The 15,994-nt window shown below is 46.8% G+C and carries 16 protein-coding genes; 14 read left to right on the forward strand and 2 right to left on the reverse strand.

Going from position 1 to position 15,994, the window contains the following annotated elements:
- Nucleotides 1-14 precede the first annotated feature (14 nt).
- From BT105_RS09910 to BT105_RS09930, 5 genes are all read left to right on the forward strand, one after another.
- Nucleotides 15-590 (forward strand): indolepyruvate oxidoreductase subunit beta, encoded by a 576-nt coding sequence (locus BT105_RS09910; RefSeq protein WP_072300605.1) that lies wholly within the window; start codon nt 15-17, stop codon nt 588-590.
- A 222-nt stretch (nt 591-812) separates the two neighbouring features.
- Nucleotides 813-2,120, forward strand: a complete 1,308-nt coding sequence (locus tag BT105_RS09915) for a phenylacetate--CoA ligase family protein (protein WP_072300606.1) — start codon at nt 813-815, stop codon at nt 2,118-2,120.
- A 70-nt stretch (nt 2,121-2,190) separates the two neighbouring features.
- Nucleotides 2,191-2,415 (forward strand): hypothetical protein, encoded by a 225-nt coding sequence (locus BT105_RS09920; RefSeq protein WP_072300607.1) that lies wholly within the window; start codon nt 2,191-2,193, stop codon nt 2,413-2,415.
- A gap of 143 nt (nt 2,416-2,558) precedes the next feature.
- On the forward strand, nt 2,559-2,993 hold the full coding sequence (locus tag BT105_RS09925) for an amino acid-binding protein (RefSeq protein WP_028516066.1): 435 nt from the start codon (nt 2,559-2,561) through the stop codon (nt 2,991-2,993).
- Between the two features lie 123 nt (nt 2,994-3,116).
- Nucleotides 3,117-3,551, forward strand: a complete 435-nt coding sequence (locus tag BT105_RS09930) for a zinc ribbon domain-containing protein (protein ID WP_072300608.1) — start codon at nt 3,117-3,119, stop codon at nt 3,549-3,551.
- Here the strand turns inward: BT105_RS09930 and BT105_RS09935 are convergent, their stop codons facing one another.
- Entirely contained in the window at nt 3,552-3,968 is a 417-nt protein-coding gene (locus BT105_RS09935; RefSeq protein WP_072300609.1) for a putative ABC transporter permease, read from the reverse strand.
- 78 nt (nt 3,969-4,046) lie between these two features.
- Between BT105_RS09935 and malQ the strand changes: the two genes are divergently transcribed.
- From malQ to BT105_RS09975, 9 genes are all read left to right on the forward strand, one after another.
- Nucleotides 4,047-5,519 (forward strand): 4-alpha-glucanotransferase, encoded by a 1,473-nt coding sequence (malQ, locus tag BT105_RS09940; protein WP_072300610.1) that lies wholly within the window; start codon nt 4,047-4,049, stop codon nt 5,517-5,519.
- 145 nt (nt 5,520-5,664) lie between these two features.
- Nucleotides 5,665-8,010, forward strand: coding sequence for a glycogen/starch/alpha-glucan phosphorylase (locus tag BT105_RS09945; RefSeq protein ID WP_072300611.1), 2,346 nt, complete (start codon nt 5,665-5,667; stop codon nt 8,008-8,010).
- Nucleotides 8,011-8,456: 446 nt separating this feature from the next.
- The gene (locus BT105_RS09950) at nt 8,457-8,894 is read left to right on the forward strand and encodes a hypothetical protein (protein ID WP_072300612.1); all 438 of its coding nucleotides are present in this window, start codon (nt 8,457-8,459) and stop codon (nt 8,892-8,894) included.
- Between the two features lie 4 nt (nt 8,895-8,898).
- Entirely contained in the window at nt 8,899-9,393 is a 495-nt protein-coding gene (locus BT105_RS09955) for a hypothetical protein (RefSeq protein WP_072300613.1), read from the forward strand.
- A gap of 514 nt (nt 9,394-9,907) precedes the next feature.
- Nucleotides 9,908-10,030, forward strand: a complete 123-nt coding sequence (locus BT105_RS15360) for a hypothetical protein (protein ID WP_278289636.1) — start codon at nt 9,908-9,910, stop codon at nt 10,028-10,030.
- A complete protein-coding gene (locus BT105_RS09960) occupies nt 10,020-10,226 on the forward strand; it encodes a helix-turn-helix transcriptional regulator (protein WP_028516074.1) in 207 nt (68 codons plus the stop codon). The genes BT105_RS15360 and BT105_RS09960 overlap by 11 nt, the downstream gene beginning before the upstream one ends.
- An 11-nt stretch (nt 10,227-10,237) precedes the next feature.
- Nucleotides 10,238-10,669, forward strand: a complete 432-nt coding sequence (locus tag BT105_RS09965) for a hypothetical protein (protein ID WP_072300614.1) — start codon at nt 10,238-10,240, stop codon at nt 10,667-10,669.
- Nucleotides 10,670-10,689: 20 nt separating this feature from the next.
- Nucleotides 10,690-11,115: a DUF2178 domain-containing protein gene (locus BT105_RS09970; protein WP_072300615.1), complete on the forward strand. Its 426-nt coding sequence runs from the start codon at nt 10,690-10,692 to the stop codon at nt 11,113-11,115.
- A gap of 28 nt (nt 11,116-11,143) precedes the next feature.
- Nucleotides 11,144-11,587 (forward strand): DUF2178 domain-containing protein, encoded by a 444-nt coding sequence (locus BT105_RS09975; RefSeq protein WP_072300616.1) that lies wholly within the window; start codon nt 11,144-11,146, stop codon nt 11,585-11,587.
- A gap of 320 nt (nt 11,588-11,907) precedes the next feature.
- Here BT105_RS09975 and nifJ read toward each other — a convergent pair whose 3' ends face one another.
- A complete protein-coding gene (nifJ, locus tag BT105_RS09980; protein ID WP_072300681.1) occupies nt 11,908-15,435 on the reverse strand; it encodes a pyruvate:ferredoxin (flavodoxin) oxidoreductase in 3,528 nt (1,175 codons plus the stop codon).
- Nucleotides 15,436-15,994: the final 559 nt, after the last annotated feature.

The raw sequence follows: 15,994 nt of genomic DNA on the forward strand, positions 1-15,994 counted from the left end.
AGGAGTAATATAAAATGGAAACTAAATCAATTATGATAGTCGGCGTCGGCGGACAGGGTTCGCTTCTCGCTTCAAGACTTCTCGGCAATGTGCTTCTTGCACAGGGCTATGACGTAAAGGTAAGCGAGGTACACGGAATGAGCCAGCGCGGCGGTTCTGTTGTTACATACGTAAAGTACGGCGATAAGGTATATTCGCCTGTTATCGAAAAGGGCGAGGCAGACGCAGTTATCTCCTTCGAGCTTCTCGAAGCAGCAAGATGTCTCCCTTATCTTAAAAAGGGCGGCAAGCTTATCACATCTACACAGCAGATAGATCCTATGCCTGTTATCACAGGTGCTGCAAAGTATCCCGAGAATCTCGTTGAGAAGCTCAAGGCAGCAGGTGTAGAGCTTGTAGCAGTTGACGCACTGTCACTGGCTGAGCAGGCTGGTACAGCAAAGGCTTCAAACGTAGTTCTCATGGGCGTTCTTGCTTCACGCATGGACTATCCCGACGAGCTCTGGCAGAAAGCACTGGAGCAGTGCGTACCGCCTAAGTTCCTCGACCTTAACAAGAAGGCATTTGAGCTCGGCAAAGCAGCTAAGTAATAGAGCTAAGAATTAAGAGCTAAGAACTAAGAACGATGTAGGGGACGCCGCCCTCGGCGTCCCGCAAGTTGCGAAATAAATATAAATGACCGATTGCAGGGGGGGCGATGCCTACATCGCCCCGCTGGCACGAGTTTATTATATCGGGCGGATAATATCCGCCCCTGCACACGAACATCATATCATAACATAATAAATCCATAAATAAGGAGTAGAAGTCCAATGGAAAAGTATTGGAACAAAGAGATCGAATGTATGCCCCGTGAGGACATGAAAAAGCTTCAGGACCAGCGCCTTGTGGCACAGGTAAAGCACGTATATGAAAACGTGAAGTATTACCGCGATCTCATGGACAAAAAAGGCGTAAAGCCCGAGGACATCAAGGGGACTGACGATCTTCACAAGCTGCCGTTCCTCAGCAAGGCTGATCTTCGTGAGGCATATCCCTACGGACTCCTTGCAAAGCCCCTCAGCGAATGTGTAAGGATACACTCCACCAGCGGTACCACTGGCAAGCGCGTCGTTGCTTTCTATACTCAGAACGACGTTGATATGTGGGAGGACTGCTGTGCGAGGGCTATCACTGCCGCAGGCGGCACTAACGAGGACGTAGTTCAGGTAGCATACGGCTACGGTCTGTTCACAGGCGGTATGGGAATCCACGGCGGCTCACACAAGGTAGGCTGTCTTACTCTTCCGATGAGTTCAGGCAATACTGAGCGCCAGATACAGTTCATGCGCGACCTCAATGCGACTATACTTTGCTGTACTCCTTCCTATGCGGCATATCTCGGCGAAACTGTCCGCGAAATGGGACTTACTCCCGACGACCTCAACCTCAAGGCTGGTATCTTCGGTGCCGAGCCGTGGACTGAGGAAATGCGCCGCAGTATCGAGCAGTCACTGGGTATCAAGGCTTACGACATCTTCGGACTTACAGAGTCCAGCGGTCCCGGCGTTGCATTCGAGTGCTCTGAGCAGAATGGTATGCACATCAACGAGGACAACTTTATCCCAGAGATAATCGATCCCGAGACAGGAGAGGTTCTCCCCGAGGGCGAGGTAGGCGAGCTTGTGTTCACAAGCATAACCAAGGAGGCATTCCCCCTTCTTCGCTATCGTACACGCGACCTCTGCAAGCTCACAAGGGGCAAGTGCTCATGCGGACGTACTCTCGTAAAAATGGCTAAGCCTATGGGCAGAAGCGATGATATGATGATTATCCGCGGAGTAAACGTATTCCCGTCGCAGATAGAGACTGTTCTCATCGAGCAGGGCTATTCGCCTAACTACCTTATCGAGGTCGACCGCGTAAACAACACGGATACCCTCGATATCAACGTTGAGATGAACCCCGACCAGTTCTCGGACAAGGTCAAGGATATGCAGAAGCAGGAGAGAGACCTTGCTGTTGCTATTAAGACCATGCTGGGAATCAACCCCAAGGTTCACCTTGTATCGCCTAAGTCTATCGCAAGAAGCGAGGGCAAGGCTGTAAGAGTCATCGACAAGCGCAAGCTTCACGACTAAGTTAAAAGCAGACCGCCGAAGCAGTCTGTTGAATAAAAATATCTTTAATCATTTTAAGGAGGTTTCATTTATGAAAATCAAATTATTTTCCACAAATTATATGCCTGAGCAGGAGAAGTATCAGAGATTTGCAGCTTTTGAGAACGAGCTCAATCAGTTTATCCAGACTGTAAAGGTCATCGATATCAAGTACACTACTTCCGCAGGTCTTTGCCATGATGCACAGACTCACGTAAACGAGTACGTTGACGAGCACTCTGTTCTCGTTATGTATGAGGATATCGACAAGAAGTAATAACTTCTTCTGCGGTCGGCAGGACTATCGTAAAGATATTGGCTGTCCTTCCCTGATATGCACAGGGAAGGACGCAAGGCAGCTTTAAGCTGTTAGGGGCTTTGCGGTCAGTCGCCGAAACAATCTAAAAGGAGGATCGTCGTATGTCAAACGTAAGACAGATCTCGGTTTTTGTAGATAATATGCCAAATCAGGCGGCAGGCGTCATGAGGATAATCAAGGAGAAAGGTATCAACCTGAGAGCCCTCAGCCTTGCCGATACCGCTGATTTCGGAATAATCAGGCTCATTGCCAATGATACCGAAAAGACAGTGGATATCCTGAGAGCGGCTTCATACGCAGTAAATGTAACAGAGGTGCTGGCAATTTCCATTCCCGATACACCGGGACAGCTCAGCCGTGTGCTGGACGTGCTCGGTCAGGACAATGTAAATGTTGAGTATATGTACTCGTTCCTCGGTACCTCAGACAGGGCTGTATCCTTCGTTATCCGTGTTGATGACAACGCTCAGGCTTCTGAAGCGCTCAACAGGGGCGGTATTATTCAGCTTACCGAAAATGATATTGCTGAAATGTAAAATTTGCACAAAAAGAGAACCTGTTTTGAAAAAATATTAAAAACGCTTGACATAATTCCCGTTGATGTTGTATAATTATAATACGATATTTAGCGAGAAAATATTCGACAGGAGTGATGGAAAATGGGTATTCTCGATAAATTTAATGACGCAAGCAGGGGTGTGTCGGAAAAGGCTAAGAATATCTCCGAAGCCAATAACCTCAAGAGGAAGATCCTTTATGAGGAAGAGCGTATAGTGGAGATATTTACTGATATCGGAAAGAGATATTACAAGAATCCGGGAGATGATCCTGCGGCTCTTAAAGTACTTTGCGACGATATAGATACAAGACGCAGAAGAATAAAGAAGATGAGATATGAGCTCAACGGCATAAGAGGCTACAAGGTATGCCCCAAGTGCGACGCTGAGGTCAATGAACGCTTCCAGTTCTGCGGACGCTGCGGCGCAAGACTTCCCGATATCGAGGACGAGGACTTCATGTCCCTTGAAGCAAACGATTATTACACAGAAAGCAGCAATAACTTCTTCAATGCTGATTCTAACAAGAACTATTGATCACATAGGCTGTTCTGAGACTATCGGAACAGCCTTTTTATTACAGAAGCGAGCGCTTATGTGCTTGCAGATGAGCCTTGCAGGGATACACAGCACGAACCAGAACGCCGAAAAGGGTATGCATATCTGCCCAAGAAAATTGAAGGGCATATTGGAGTAATCCCAGACGTTCCAGTGCATAATAATGTTATCGAATATGCCCACGGCAAGCTCTATCATTGTTATGAGAAGCGAGCCGAGAGCGCAGCTTTTCATAAGAGTCATAGTCCGGCGGCTGTTTATGGCATAGAGGATAGTCATGACAAAGCCGCCTGTCAGGCACATCGTCCAGTGGGTGTAGCCGCGGAGGACTATCTCTACAAGGCTGTAGCAGAAGTAACCCATAAGGAAAGAAAACAAAAGCTGTGATAGCTTCATGGTATCACCTCGAAATATGATATAGCCATATTATTACCATTTTTATTTTGAATATTCAGAAAAAGGAGTTGAATAAATATGCGGAAAAGCTGTATACTTATGCACATATCCAGCCTGCCGTCGGAATACGGCATAGGTCAGATGGGAAGGGCGGCATTTGAGTTCGTGGACTTTCTGAAGTCCGCTGAGGTCAAGTGCTGGCAGATACTGCCCCTTTCTCCTACGAGCTACGGCGATTCGCCCTACCAGTCCTTCTCGGTAAAGGCGGGCAATCCCTACTTCATCGACTTTGAAGTGCTGGAGTGTGACGGGCTTCTGGAGCACCATGAATTCGCCTCGTTTGAATGGGGAAACAACCCTAAATCCGTGGACTACAGCCTGTTGTACAAGCACTGCTATGAGGTGCTGAAAATCGCCTACGGACGCTTCAAGCCTGCAAAATTCCCCGAGTATAAGAAGTTCTGCGAGGAGAATAAAAAGTGGCTGGACGAGTACGCCCTGTTCATGGCGCTGAAGTTCAAAAACGGCGGCAAGCCGTGGTATGAGTGGGACGAGGAGCTGTCCATGCACAAGGCAAAGGCTGTATCAGCGGCGAAAAAAGAGCTGAAAAAGGACATCGGATTCCATAAGTTCATACAGTTTGAGTTCAGCCGTCAGTGGTCAGAGCTGAAAAAGTACGCCAACGACAACGGCATAGAGATTATCGGTGATATCCCGATTTACTGCGCTCTGGACAGCGTTGAGGCGTGGTCGTCACCGAGACTTTTCCAGTTCGACAGAAAGCGCAGACCTACTGCTGTTGCAGGCTGTCCGCCAGATGACTTCTCACCGCTGGGACAGCTCTGGGGCAATCCGCTGTATAACTGGAGCTATCATAAAAAGACGGGCTATGAGTGGTGGATAGACCGTATCAGAGCCGCAACGGAGCTCTATGATATCGTCCGTATCGATCATTTCCGCGGCTTTGAGAGCTACTACACCATTCCCTTCGGCAACGAGGACGCTACCATAGGCGAGTGGAAGAAAGGTCCGAATTATGAGCTTTTCAGGCTTGCCGAGGAAAAGCTGGGCAGGCTGAATATCATCGCCGAGGATCTGGGCTTCATTACTCCCGAGGTAAGGGAAATGCTGGACAAGTGCGGCTATCCGGGTATGAAAGTCCTGCAATTCGGCTTTTCGGACGGCAAGAACGAGTATCTGCCCCATAATTTCAGCAGTACAAATTATTTCGCATATACGGGAACTCACGACAACGAGACTCTCAACGGCTGGGTGGAGACCTTGGACAAGAAGTCCCTGAAATTCGCCATGAAATACCTTAACGTCAAGAAGAAAAAGGATATCCCCATGGCGGTAGTCCGTGCGGCTTGGGGAAGCGTTGCGGAGGTGGCTGCGGCGCAGATTCAGGACTTCCTTGACAGCCCCAAGGAGGGCAGAATGAATACGCCCTCGACGCTGGGCGGCAACTGGCAGTTCCGCGTACAGAAGTCGGATTTAACGCCCGAGCTTGCGAAGAAGATACGTAAGCTGAACAGATTGTATAACCGATAAACAGTTGAGAGTTGAAAGTGGAGAGTTGAGAGTTAAGGTGTGACCTGTCGGTCACGTATCTGAATTTTTTTAATCTGTTCGCGTAAGCAAATATCGGAACGCCGAGGGCGGCGTTCCCTACAGTTCTGAAAAGGAGTAAGGGAATATGGATAAGAAATTGTTTATGGAAAAATTCACAGGAAGACTTCCAAAGGACATAAAATCTGCGACACCGCAGCAGCTTCACGACGCGCTGGGCAAGACAGTAATGGAGATGTTCGCTGACCGTTGGGACAATGCCCGTCAGGAGCACCTTTCAAAGCGCCGTGCGGCTTACCTCTCTATGGAGTTCCTCGTTGGCCGTGCAGTATACAATAACCTGCTCGTTCTCGGTATTTACGACGAGGTGGAGGAGACTTTCAAGGAGCTCGGTCTTGACCTTGCAGACCTTGAAGAAATAGAGGACGCCGCTCTCGGAAACGGCGGTCTCGGAAGACTTGCGGCTTGTTTTCTTGACAGTGCCGCAACTCTCAGCCTGCCCCTTGACGGCTACGGCATACGCTATAAGTACGGACTTTTCAAGCAGTCGATCGTTGACGGCTTCCAGCGTGAGGACATCGACGACTGGACGAAATACGGCGATCCGTGGTCGGTTCGCTGTGACGAGGACACTGTCCTCATCGAATACAGCGGTCAGACCGTAAAGGCTGTGCCCTATGATATGCCTGTATTCGGTTTCCGCACCGAAAATGTGGGTACTCTGCGACTCTGGCAGGCTGAGCCTGTAAAGGAGTTCGACTTTGATGTGTTCAACAAGCAGGATTACCTCGAAGCTTCAAAGGAGAAGATATACGCCGAGGACATCTCCCGTGTGCTCTATCCTAACGATGATACCGACGAGGGCAAGAAGCTCCGTCTGAAACAGCAGTATTTCTTCAGCTGTGCTTCGCTGACGGATATAATCAGGAAGCACAAGGCTCGCTTCGGCACTCTCGATAATCTTGCGGACTATATCTCGGTACAGCTCAATGATACTCACCCTGTTATCTCTATCCCCGAGCTTATCAGACAGCTTGTGGACAACGAGGGCTACAGCTTTGAGAAAGCCCTTGAAATGGCTAAGAGGATATTCAACTACACCAACCACACCGTTATGCAGGAGGCTCTTGAAAAGTGGCGCACAGACCTTGTTGAGGAGCTTCTGCCCCGTATCTACGCTATAATCATTCAGATAAACGAGGCTCTTATGGCGGAAATGTACGCAAAGGGCGTGGAGCGCTCCAAGATAGACCGTATCAAGATAATAAAGGGTGACCTTATCCATATGGCGGACATGGCTTGCTATGCTTCAAGCCATATCAACGGCGTTGCCGAGATACACACACAGATACTCAAGGACACTGTTCTTGCGGACTGGTTCAGTCTCTGTCCCGAGCGTTTCCGCAACGAGACCAACGGCATTACTCAGCGCCGCTGGATAGCGCTATGCAACAGGGAGCTGTCTGCGTACATCAGTGAGCTTCTTGGCAGTGACGACTGGATAAATGACCTTGACAAGCTGAAAGAGCTTTCCAAATATGCCGACGATGAGAACGTGCTTCGCCATTTCATAGACATCAAGCAGGGCAAGAAAAAACAGCTTGCTGACTTCATAAAGGCTCACGACGGCATTTATATCGACGAAAATTCTGTTTTCGATATCCAGATAAAGCGCCTTCACGAGTACAAGAGACAACTTCTCAATGCGTTCTCCATACTGTGGATATACTACGGCATAAAGGACGGCAGTATACAGAATTTCAAGCCTACAACGTTCATTTTCGGAGCTAAATCTGCTCCGGGTTATCGCCGTGCAAAGGCTATTATCAAGTTCATCAACGAGGTGGGCAGGATAGTCTCCGAGGACAAGGACACCCGTGACCTTATCAAGGTTGTGTTCGTGCAGAATTATAATGTATCCTACGCCGAGAAGCTCGTTGCGGCGGCTGATGTTTCCGAGCAGATATCCACCGCAGGCACTGAGGCAAGCGGCACGGGCAATATGAAGCTCATGCTAAACGGCGCAGTAACTCTCGGAACCTACGACGGCGCTAATATCGAGATAGTGCAGGAGGCAGGAGAGGATAACAACTACATCTTCGGTGCCCGTGTTGAGGACCTGGAGAAGATATTCCCCGAGTACGACAGCCGCAGTATATTCTCCTCTGACGATATGATACGCGGGGTAGTGTCCTCACTTATCGACGGTACTGTTTCCGACGGCGGCAGCGGTGATTTCCGCGAGCTTTACATGGCTCTCCTTGACGGCGCAAGCTGGCACGCTCCCGACCATTATTACCTCCTCGGCGATATCAGGGACTACGTTGAGACTAAGCTGCGCTGCATAAACGACTACAGCAGCGACAGAATAGGCTTTGCACGTAAGCAGTGGCTCAATATGTGCAGCGCAGGCAAGTTCAGCTCCGACAGAACAATCGCAGACTATGCGGAGAATATCTGGGGGATAAAATAACAGCTATTTATCGGGGAAAACCTTTCTGAGGAAAGGTTATTCCCCGAACCCCTTTCCAAAGACTTTTAGCTGTTTTTTTCTATGACAGAGCCCCCTTTTAGTTTATAAGAGGGGGCAAATTTGTTTTGGGGCTCTATCATAGAAAAAACGAAATAACGGTCACTGAATGGGATACGGGAAAATCTTCTTCAGAACGGCTGCCTCAATAATAAGCATTATCCTCCCTCATATATACTCCCCAAACCGCGTTTTTTCAACGCGAACACGTTGAATTTCAGAAAAATAATTTTCAGGTTCTGCGTTTTATACAAAAACTATTATCCGCATTTGTGAGCTTTCACAGATGCGGATCTTTTTGTGACAAATGTCACTGAAATAGTGACAAATGACACTTTAATGTGCTGCCTTTAATATGGTATTATAATATCAGAAAAGGGGGAGTGACTATGAAAAAGTCAATGAAAGTATTGCTTATTGTTTCAGCGGTGATGACAGTGATCGGTGCTGCTTCACTGATATTTGCATGGAGCTTGCGTATTCTGTTTACCATAGGGCTCAGTATGGGCTTCGGTGTAATAATATCACATTTTATCGGCAGTAAGGAAAGAGACAGAGTGCCTGTCTGGCTGAGCATTCTATTTGTGCTTTCGTTTATTCCCATAATGCTCTGCTTTTACTGGTCCATAGATGCAGCAGTCAACGGTACAGGCGGAGGAATGATATTCCGCAAAAAACACGGCTGGGAGGCATTCTCTGAGACTTTTCTGATAACAACGTTACTGCTTACGGTGATACCTGCTATACCAATGGCAGTTATAGTGCAGATCAGATTCATAGCATTGTGTATAAAGCTGAGGAAAAAGAGGATTTCTGAAAGGAGCTGAGCTTATGAATAAGGTCGAGAAGATTCTGATAGGCGTTTTCGGAGTAGGAACGATACCGTATTTTATGCAATGTATACGCAAGGGAATGCGTTACGGCTTCGGAAGTGGAATGATGAGATATTTTAAATCAGAGCTTATTACTCTGCACGGAGCTTTATTCGCATTGTCGGTGATAGGCTTGATAACGGTGTTTATTGTTCATGCTATCATAAAGAGAAAGAAAAGGAGCGAGGTCAGGATAACAAAGGCTGACAAGATATGGTTCGCAATATCCTTTTTGCCTGTTATACTGCTTCTGCTCTACGGACTGTACGGTGCTGCGACAGGTGTGAATTTTTTATGGTCGAGTTACTATGGTATCGACGGCTTTATGTTAGCTGTTATCTTCGGCGGCATACTTATCCTGCCTGTACTGCCCCTGTGTATCATCTGGCAGATAATATTCCTCGTAACACGGCATAAGGCTAAGAAAGCGGAGGCTGCTGTTAAAAGTGAGTAGAGAGTAGTGAGTAGAAAGTAGTTTAGGGGCTGGTGTTCTCGACAGCACGCGAATCAAAATGACACTATCCGCGTTCAAATCCCGAAAGGAGCTGAGCTTATGAAAAAGCATGAAAAGTATTTACTGGGCATATTCGGCGGCTGTGCCCTGTTATCCGCAGCGTTTCTGAGACTTTACTTGAGGTCGTGGTATGGTATGCAGTCATTATATTCGGACTGATTTTCCCTGTTTTTCCGCTGATGATATTCTGGCAGGTGCTGTATATCGTCAAGAGGATACAGTATAAAGAGCAAATGAAAGTTGTTAGTGATTAGTGCATAGTGATTAGAGATTAGAAAGTAGTGTAGGGGACGCCGTTTCGGCGTCCGAAAAAGAGCTTCATGTTTTATGACATGGAGCTCTTTTATGTTAAAATATAAAAATATGTAAAGCTAGCTTGACAAAAAATGTAAAGCGTGCTATACTATAATCACAGAAAAAGTAAAGCCAACTTTACATCAAAGGAGGAGTCATCATGATTGAAAATATACACGATTTCATAGAGGCGGCTTTGCCGTGGGTGACATTGGCTACAGCAATAGCAGTTTTCAGCGTTTGCAGAGACAGGGCTGAAAAGGAGAATAAACATGAAAAATAAGATTCAGGAGCTGCGGAAAGCCCGAAAGGTCACGCAGCAGGAGCTTGCAGACGCCCTTAGCGTCACGCGGCAGACTATAATATCACTGGAAAACGGAAAATACAATGCGTCCCTCACTCTTGCCCACAAGGCGGCGCAGTTCTTCGGCGTTACTATCGAGGAGCTGTTCATATTCGAGGGCGAGGAGAACTTATAAGGAGGATTATTATGGAAGAATTCAAGAAAAAAATAAAGTTCAGATTTCAGTTATGCACAATGTATACGTGTTCGGGAACAATGTTATATTTCTTACTCAGTCGCTTCACCGAGAATGTTCCCGACTTCTCAAGAGGAATGCTGGCAGGACTTCTCGTAGGCGGCGACTTGCTTGCGGTATTTTATATGATAAGATGTTTTGTTCTTCTGCATTACGAGAAGAAACTGAAAGAGGCATACATAAAGTCTGCTGATGAGCGAAACAAAGAGATCTCCAAAGAGACAATGCGTACCGCATCAGTTATCTCTCTGATGTGTACAGGACTTGCAATAATAATAACAGGCTTTTTCAGCAAGACAGTAAGCATAACCCTTTTTTTGGACATGACAGCAAGTGCTTTGATAACGGTATTTGTAAATCTGTATTACAACAAAAAAATGTGAATTTGTAAAGGAGGAACATTATGGAAAAATTCAAAAAACAACTTGTAACAAGCAACTGCATTTACTGGCTTTTTATACTCCTTTCGATAATAGGAGCAGTTCTTGTCGTTGTATTTAGTCCGAATCATCGTGACGGCAACGGTACAATCGGATTTTTTGCTGCTATGATAGCTATTTCGGTGATTAATATACACAGAAACAGGAAAGCGCTCAAGAACGAAAAGCTATTGAAAGAAATGTACATCAACAGCGTTGACGAAAGAAAAAAACAGATTCTGCTCCAAGCATCAAAAACCTCATTCTTTATTATTCTTGCAAGTATGCTGATAGCTTCTATTGTGTTCAGATTCATCAGCATGACAGTAAGCATTGTTCTTACCTGCTGTATGATGTTTATTCTTATCGTTTATTTTGCGGTTACGGCTTATTACAATAAGAAGATGTGAATACCGAGTATTTATAAGGAGGATAATTATGGAAGAATACAGAAAAAAATTAAAGAAGAGATCTGTTTTATATCTGCTTGTACTTATCGTCTCTTTCGCAGGGATAGGAACGTTTTTCGTATTTGGCAGGGTATTGTTCGGCATGGACGTTGAGCTAAGGCGAAGCTTCGGCGGTATATTCGGCATTTTGTTTCTTGCTTCGTTTGCAGGCATTTTAAGCAGCACAATGACGCTCGGCGATGAAAATAAGCTTAAGAAAGAGTATATACGCAGCACCGACGAAAGGAACCTCGTTATCGAGGCAAGATCATCTAATGTGACTTTGAACATTGTAATGGCAGGTCTTTATATAGGATTCGTAATTATTACGCTTTTCTCCGACAACGGTGCGGGAAAAGTTTTGGGAATATGCTGTTACAGCACATTGCTTATAAAAAGTATTGTGAAGTCTTATTATAATAAGAAGATGTGAAACAAAAACTCCCCGACACATAAGTATCGGGGAGTAATTTTATATTCGTTTGTACATAGTACACGTTAAACTGCCGTAAGCGATAGCAGACTATCCGTTTTACATAGAGTGAGCGAGTTTACGAGCGTCAACGTGGACGGGTGCAGCGTCACGCTGCAAAAACTCCCCGACACCTGTTCGTATCGGGGAGTAATTTTATATTCGTTTGTACATAGTACACGTTAAACTGCCGTAAGCGAAAGCAGACTATCCGTTTTGCAGAAAGTAAGCGAGTTTACGAGCGTCAACGTGGCAAGGCAGCGCGGACACCGCGCCGCTGCTTACTTCTCAGCGAGCTTTGTGAGGTACTCGTAACGATTAGCAGCAGTCTTCTCTGCCTTCGCGAAGAGCTCCTTAGCACGGTCTGGGAATGAACGTGTGAGTGCGCTGTAACGAGCCTCGTTCATGATGAAGTCCTGATATGACTCTGTTGGAGCCTTGGAATCGAGCTGGAATGGGTTCTTGCCCTCAGCAGCGAGACGAGGATCGTAACGGAAGTTGTTCCAGTAACCGCACTTAACAGCCTTCTCCATCTCAGCCTGACAGTTAGTCATACCGCCCTTGATAGAGTGCATCTCACAAGGTGCATAGCCGATGATGAGTGATGGGCCCGGATAAGCCTCAGCTTCCTTGATTGCCTTGAGTGTCTGGTTCATATCAGCACCCATAGCGATCTGTGCAACATAGATGTAGCCGTAGCTCATAGCGATATCAGCAAGACGCTTCTTAGCGATTGCCTTACCAGCTGCTGCGAACTGTGCAACCTGACCGATGTTAGAGGACTTGGAAGCCTGTCCGCCTGTATTTGAGTAAACCTCGGTATCGAATACCATGATGTTTACATCTTCGCCTGTAGCGAGAACGTGGTCAAGACCGCCGAATCCGATATCATAAGCCCAGCCGTCGCCGCCGAAGATCCATACGGACTTCTTGGAGAGGTAGTTCTTGTTCTCAAGGATATCTGCCTTCTTATCGCACTTGCAGTCGCACTTTTCGAGCTCAGCAACGAGTGCAGCAGTTGCAGCTGTATTCTTAGCACCGTCGTTAACTGTTGCGAGGTACTCATCAGCAGCAGCCTTAACCTCTGCAGAAGCCTTGTCGCTTGCAGCGATTTCCTTTACTTCCTCAATGAGTCTCTCACGGATAGCCTTCTGACCGAGATACATACCGAGACCGTGCTCAGCGTTGTCCTCGAACAGTGAGTTTGCCCATGCAGGACCGTGGCCATTTGCATCAACAGTGTATGGTGATGTAGCAGCAGGACCGCCCCAGATCGAAGAACATCCTGTTGCGTTGGAGATGTACATTCTTGAACCGAAGAGCTGAGTGATGAGTCTTGCATATGAAGTCTCAGCACAGCCTGCGCATGAACCTGAGAATTCGAGGAGTGGCTTCTTGTACTGGCTGGAGATAACAGTAGCGTCAGTTGCTACATCTGTCTTCTCTGTAACCTTAGCAACACAGTAATCGAATACTGCCTGCTGTGGCTCCTGTGACTCTCTTGGAACCATCTTGAGTGACTTAGTTGGGCAGACACCGATACATACGCCGCATCCCATACAGTCCATAGCAGAAACAGCGAGAGTGTACTTGTACTCGCTCTTTACGATCGGCTTAGGAGCGATCTTGATGTTCTCAGGAGCAGCAGCAACCTCAGCGTCTGTCAGAGCGAAAGGACGGATAGTTGCGTGTGGGCAGACAAATGAACACTTGTTACACTTTGCACAAGTATCCTGATTCCACTCAGGAACCATAACAGCTACGCCGCGCTTCTCATATGCAGAAGCACCCTGCTCGAATGTACCGTCAACGTGATCTGAGAATGCAGAAACAGGGAGAGTATCACCGAGCATCTTGCCTACAGGGTTCATGATGCCGTCAACCATCTTGACGAGCTTCTCTGGGCCCTCGAGCTTAGCAGGTGCGGAATTATCAACAGCATTTGCCCACTCAGCAGGAACATCTACCTTAACGTAAGCATTTGCGCCTGCGTCGATAGCCTTCTCGTTCATCTGAACGATCTCGATACCCTTCTTCATGAACTTCTGAGCCTTCTCCTTCATGTAGCCGATTGCCTCAGCCTCAGGAAGAACCTTTGAAAGTGAGAAGAATGCAGACTGGAGAATTGTATTTGTACGCTTGCCAAGACCGATCTCCTGTGCAAGGTCTATAGCGTTAACCAGATAGAGCTGGATATTGTTCTTTGCGATATACTGCTTTGTATCAGCTGTGAGGTGCTGATCGAGCTCCTCAGGCTTCCACTGGCAGTTGATAAGGAATACACCGCCCGGCTTTACATCGTTTACCATCTTGTAGCCCTTGAGGATGTAAGATGGGTTGTGACATGCAACGAAGTCAGCCTTGTTTATGTAGTAAGGGCTCTTGATTGGCTTATCGCCGAAACGGAGGTGTGAAATTGTGATACCGCCGGTCTTCTTTGAGTCATACTGGAAGTAAGCCTGAACGTACTTGTCAGTGTGGTCGCCGATGATCTTGATAGAGTCCTTGTTAGCGCCAACAGTACCGTCGCCGCCGAGTCCCCAGAACTTGCACTCGATCGTGCCTTCTGCTGCTGTGTTAGGAGCATCTTCCTCAGCAAGTGAGAGGTTTGTAACATCATCAACGATACCGAGTGTGAACTGTGGCTTAGGATCAGCCTTAGCGAGCTCAGCATATACAGCGAATACAGATGCAGGAGGAGTATCCTTTGAACCGAGACCGTAACGGCCGCCGATCACCTTGATACCTGTTCTGCCTGTAGCATTAAGAGCTGCAACAACATCGAGGTAGAGAGGCTCACCGAGAGAACCTGGCTCCTTTGTTCTGTCGAGTACAGCGATTGCCTTTGCAGATGCAGGGATTGCTTCAACGAGCTTCTCAGCAGAGAAAGGACGGAACAGGCGAACCTTAACGATACCGACCTTCTCACCCTTCTTGTTGAGGTAGTCGATAACTTCCTCAGCAACGTCGCAGATAGAACCCATTGCAACGATTACGCGCTCTGCATCAGCAGCACCGTAGTAGTTGAAGAGCTTGTAGTCTGTGCCGAGCTTTGCGTTTACCTTGTTCATGTACTCCTCAACGATACCGGGAACAGCGTTGTAGTAGGAGTTGCAAGCCTCACGGTGCTGGAAGAAGATATCTCCGTTTTCGTGAGAGCCGCGCATTGTAGGATTCTCAGGATTAAGAGCACGGTTACGGAATGCCTTAACAGCATCCATATCGCACATTTCCTTGAGATCCTCGTAATCCCATACGGCGATCTTCTGGATCTCGTGTGATGTACGGAAACCGTCGAAGAAGTTGATGAAAGGAACACGGCTCTTGATTGAAGCGAGATGTGCAACAGCAGCCAGATCCATAACTTCCTGTGGGTTTGTCTCGGCGAGCATTGCAAAACCTGTCTGACGGCAAGCATAAACGTCAGAGTGATCACCGAAGATGTTCAGTGCGTGAGAAGCAACGCAACGAGCAGAAACGTGGAATACGCAAGGAAGAAGCTCACCTGCGATCTTGTACATATTCGGGATCATGAGGAGAAGTCCCTGAGAAGCAGTATAGGTTGTGGTAAGAGCACCAGCGTTCAGAGAACCGTGAACAGTACCTGCTGCACCGGCTTCGGACTGCATCTCCTCAACCTTAACGGTAGTGCCGAAAATGTTCTTGACACCCTGAGCTGACCACTGATCAACGTAGTCTGCCATTGGGCTGGAAGGTGTGATCGGGTAGATACCGGCAACTTCCGTGAAGGCATAAGAAACATATGCAGCGGCATTATTACCGTCCATTGTTTTCATTTTTCTTGTGATTGCCATAGGAATGACCTCCTAAATATTATAATAATTAGGTTATAGAAATGGTTAGCGGGTGATAACGTTAACCACATATAACTACTGTGAAATATTATACCACATATCGAGATTTTTGTAAACACTTTTTTTGCGGAATTGTTAGGAAATTATCAGGGGTGTTTTTGGCGGATTTGTCTATATTTAGAGGAGTATTCAGTATAAGCAGCGGCAGCGGTCCGAAAAGATATACAGCTGTCAGCATTTTTGAAAGGATTCTTATGAAATATGCGATAGAAAGGGCGGCAAAAGTTGTGCATATTGACAAAAGTTGGTGATTTTACTTGACGGAAAGTCAGAAATAAGGTATAATAACTACAGTGTTAAATAATCTTTAATTATTAACACTCGTTTTGTTGTCTCCTTTCTTTTGTTCTACACATATTTATTTTTATCTGTTTATCTAAGACAAGCAGGGCTTTATGCCCTGCATTTTTTTTGGCAGCGTGACGCTGCACCCTTGCCACGTTGTCGCTCGCAAGCTCGCTCACTCTTATCAATGCTGATGATCGTACATCGC

Origin of the sequence: Ruminococcus flavefaciens (assembly GCF_900119075.1) — a bacterium.
In the GTDB taxonomy this organism is placed as follows: Bacteria; Bacillota; Clostridia; order Oscillospirales; family Ruminococcaceae; genus Ruminococcus; species Ruminococcus flavefaciens_Q.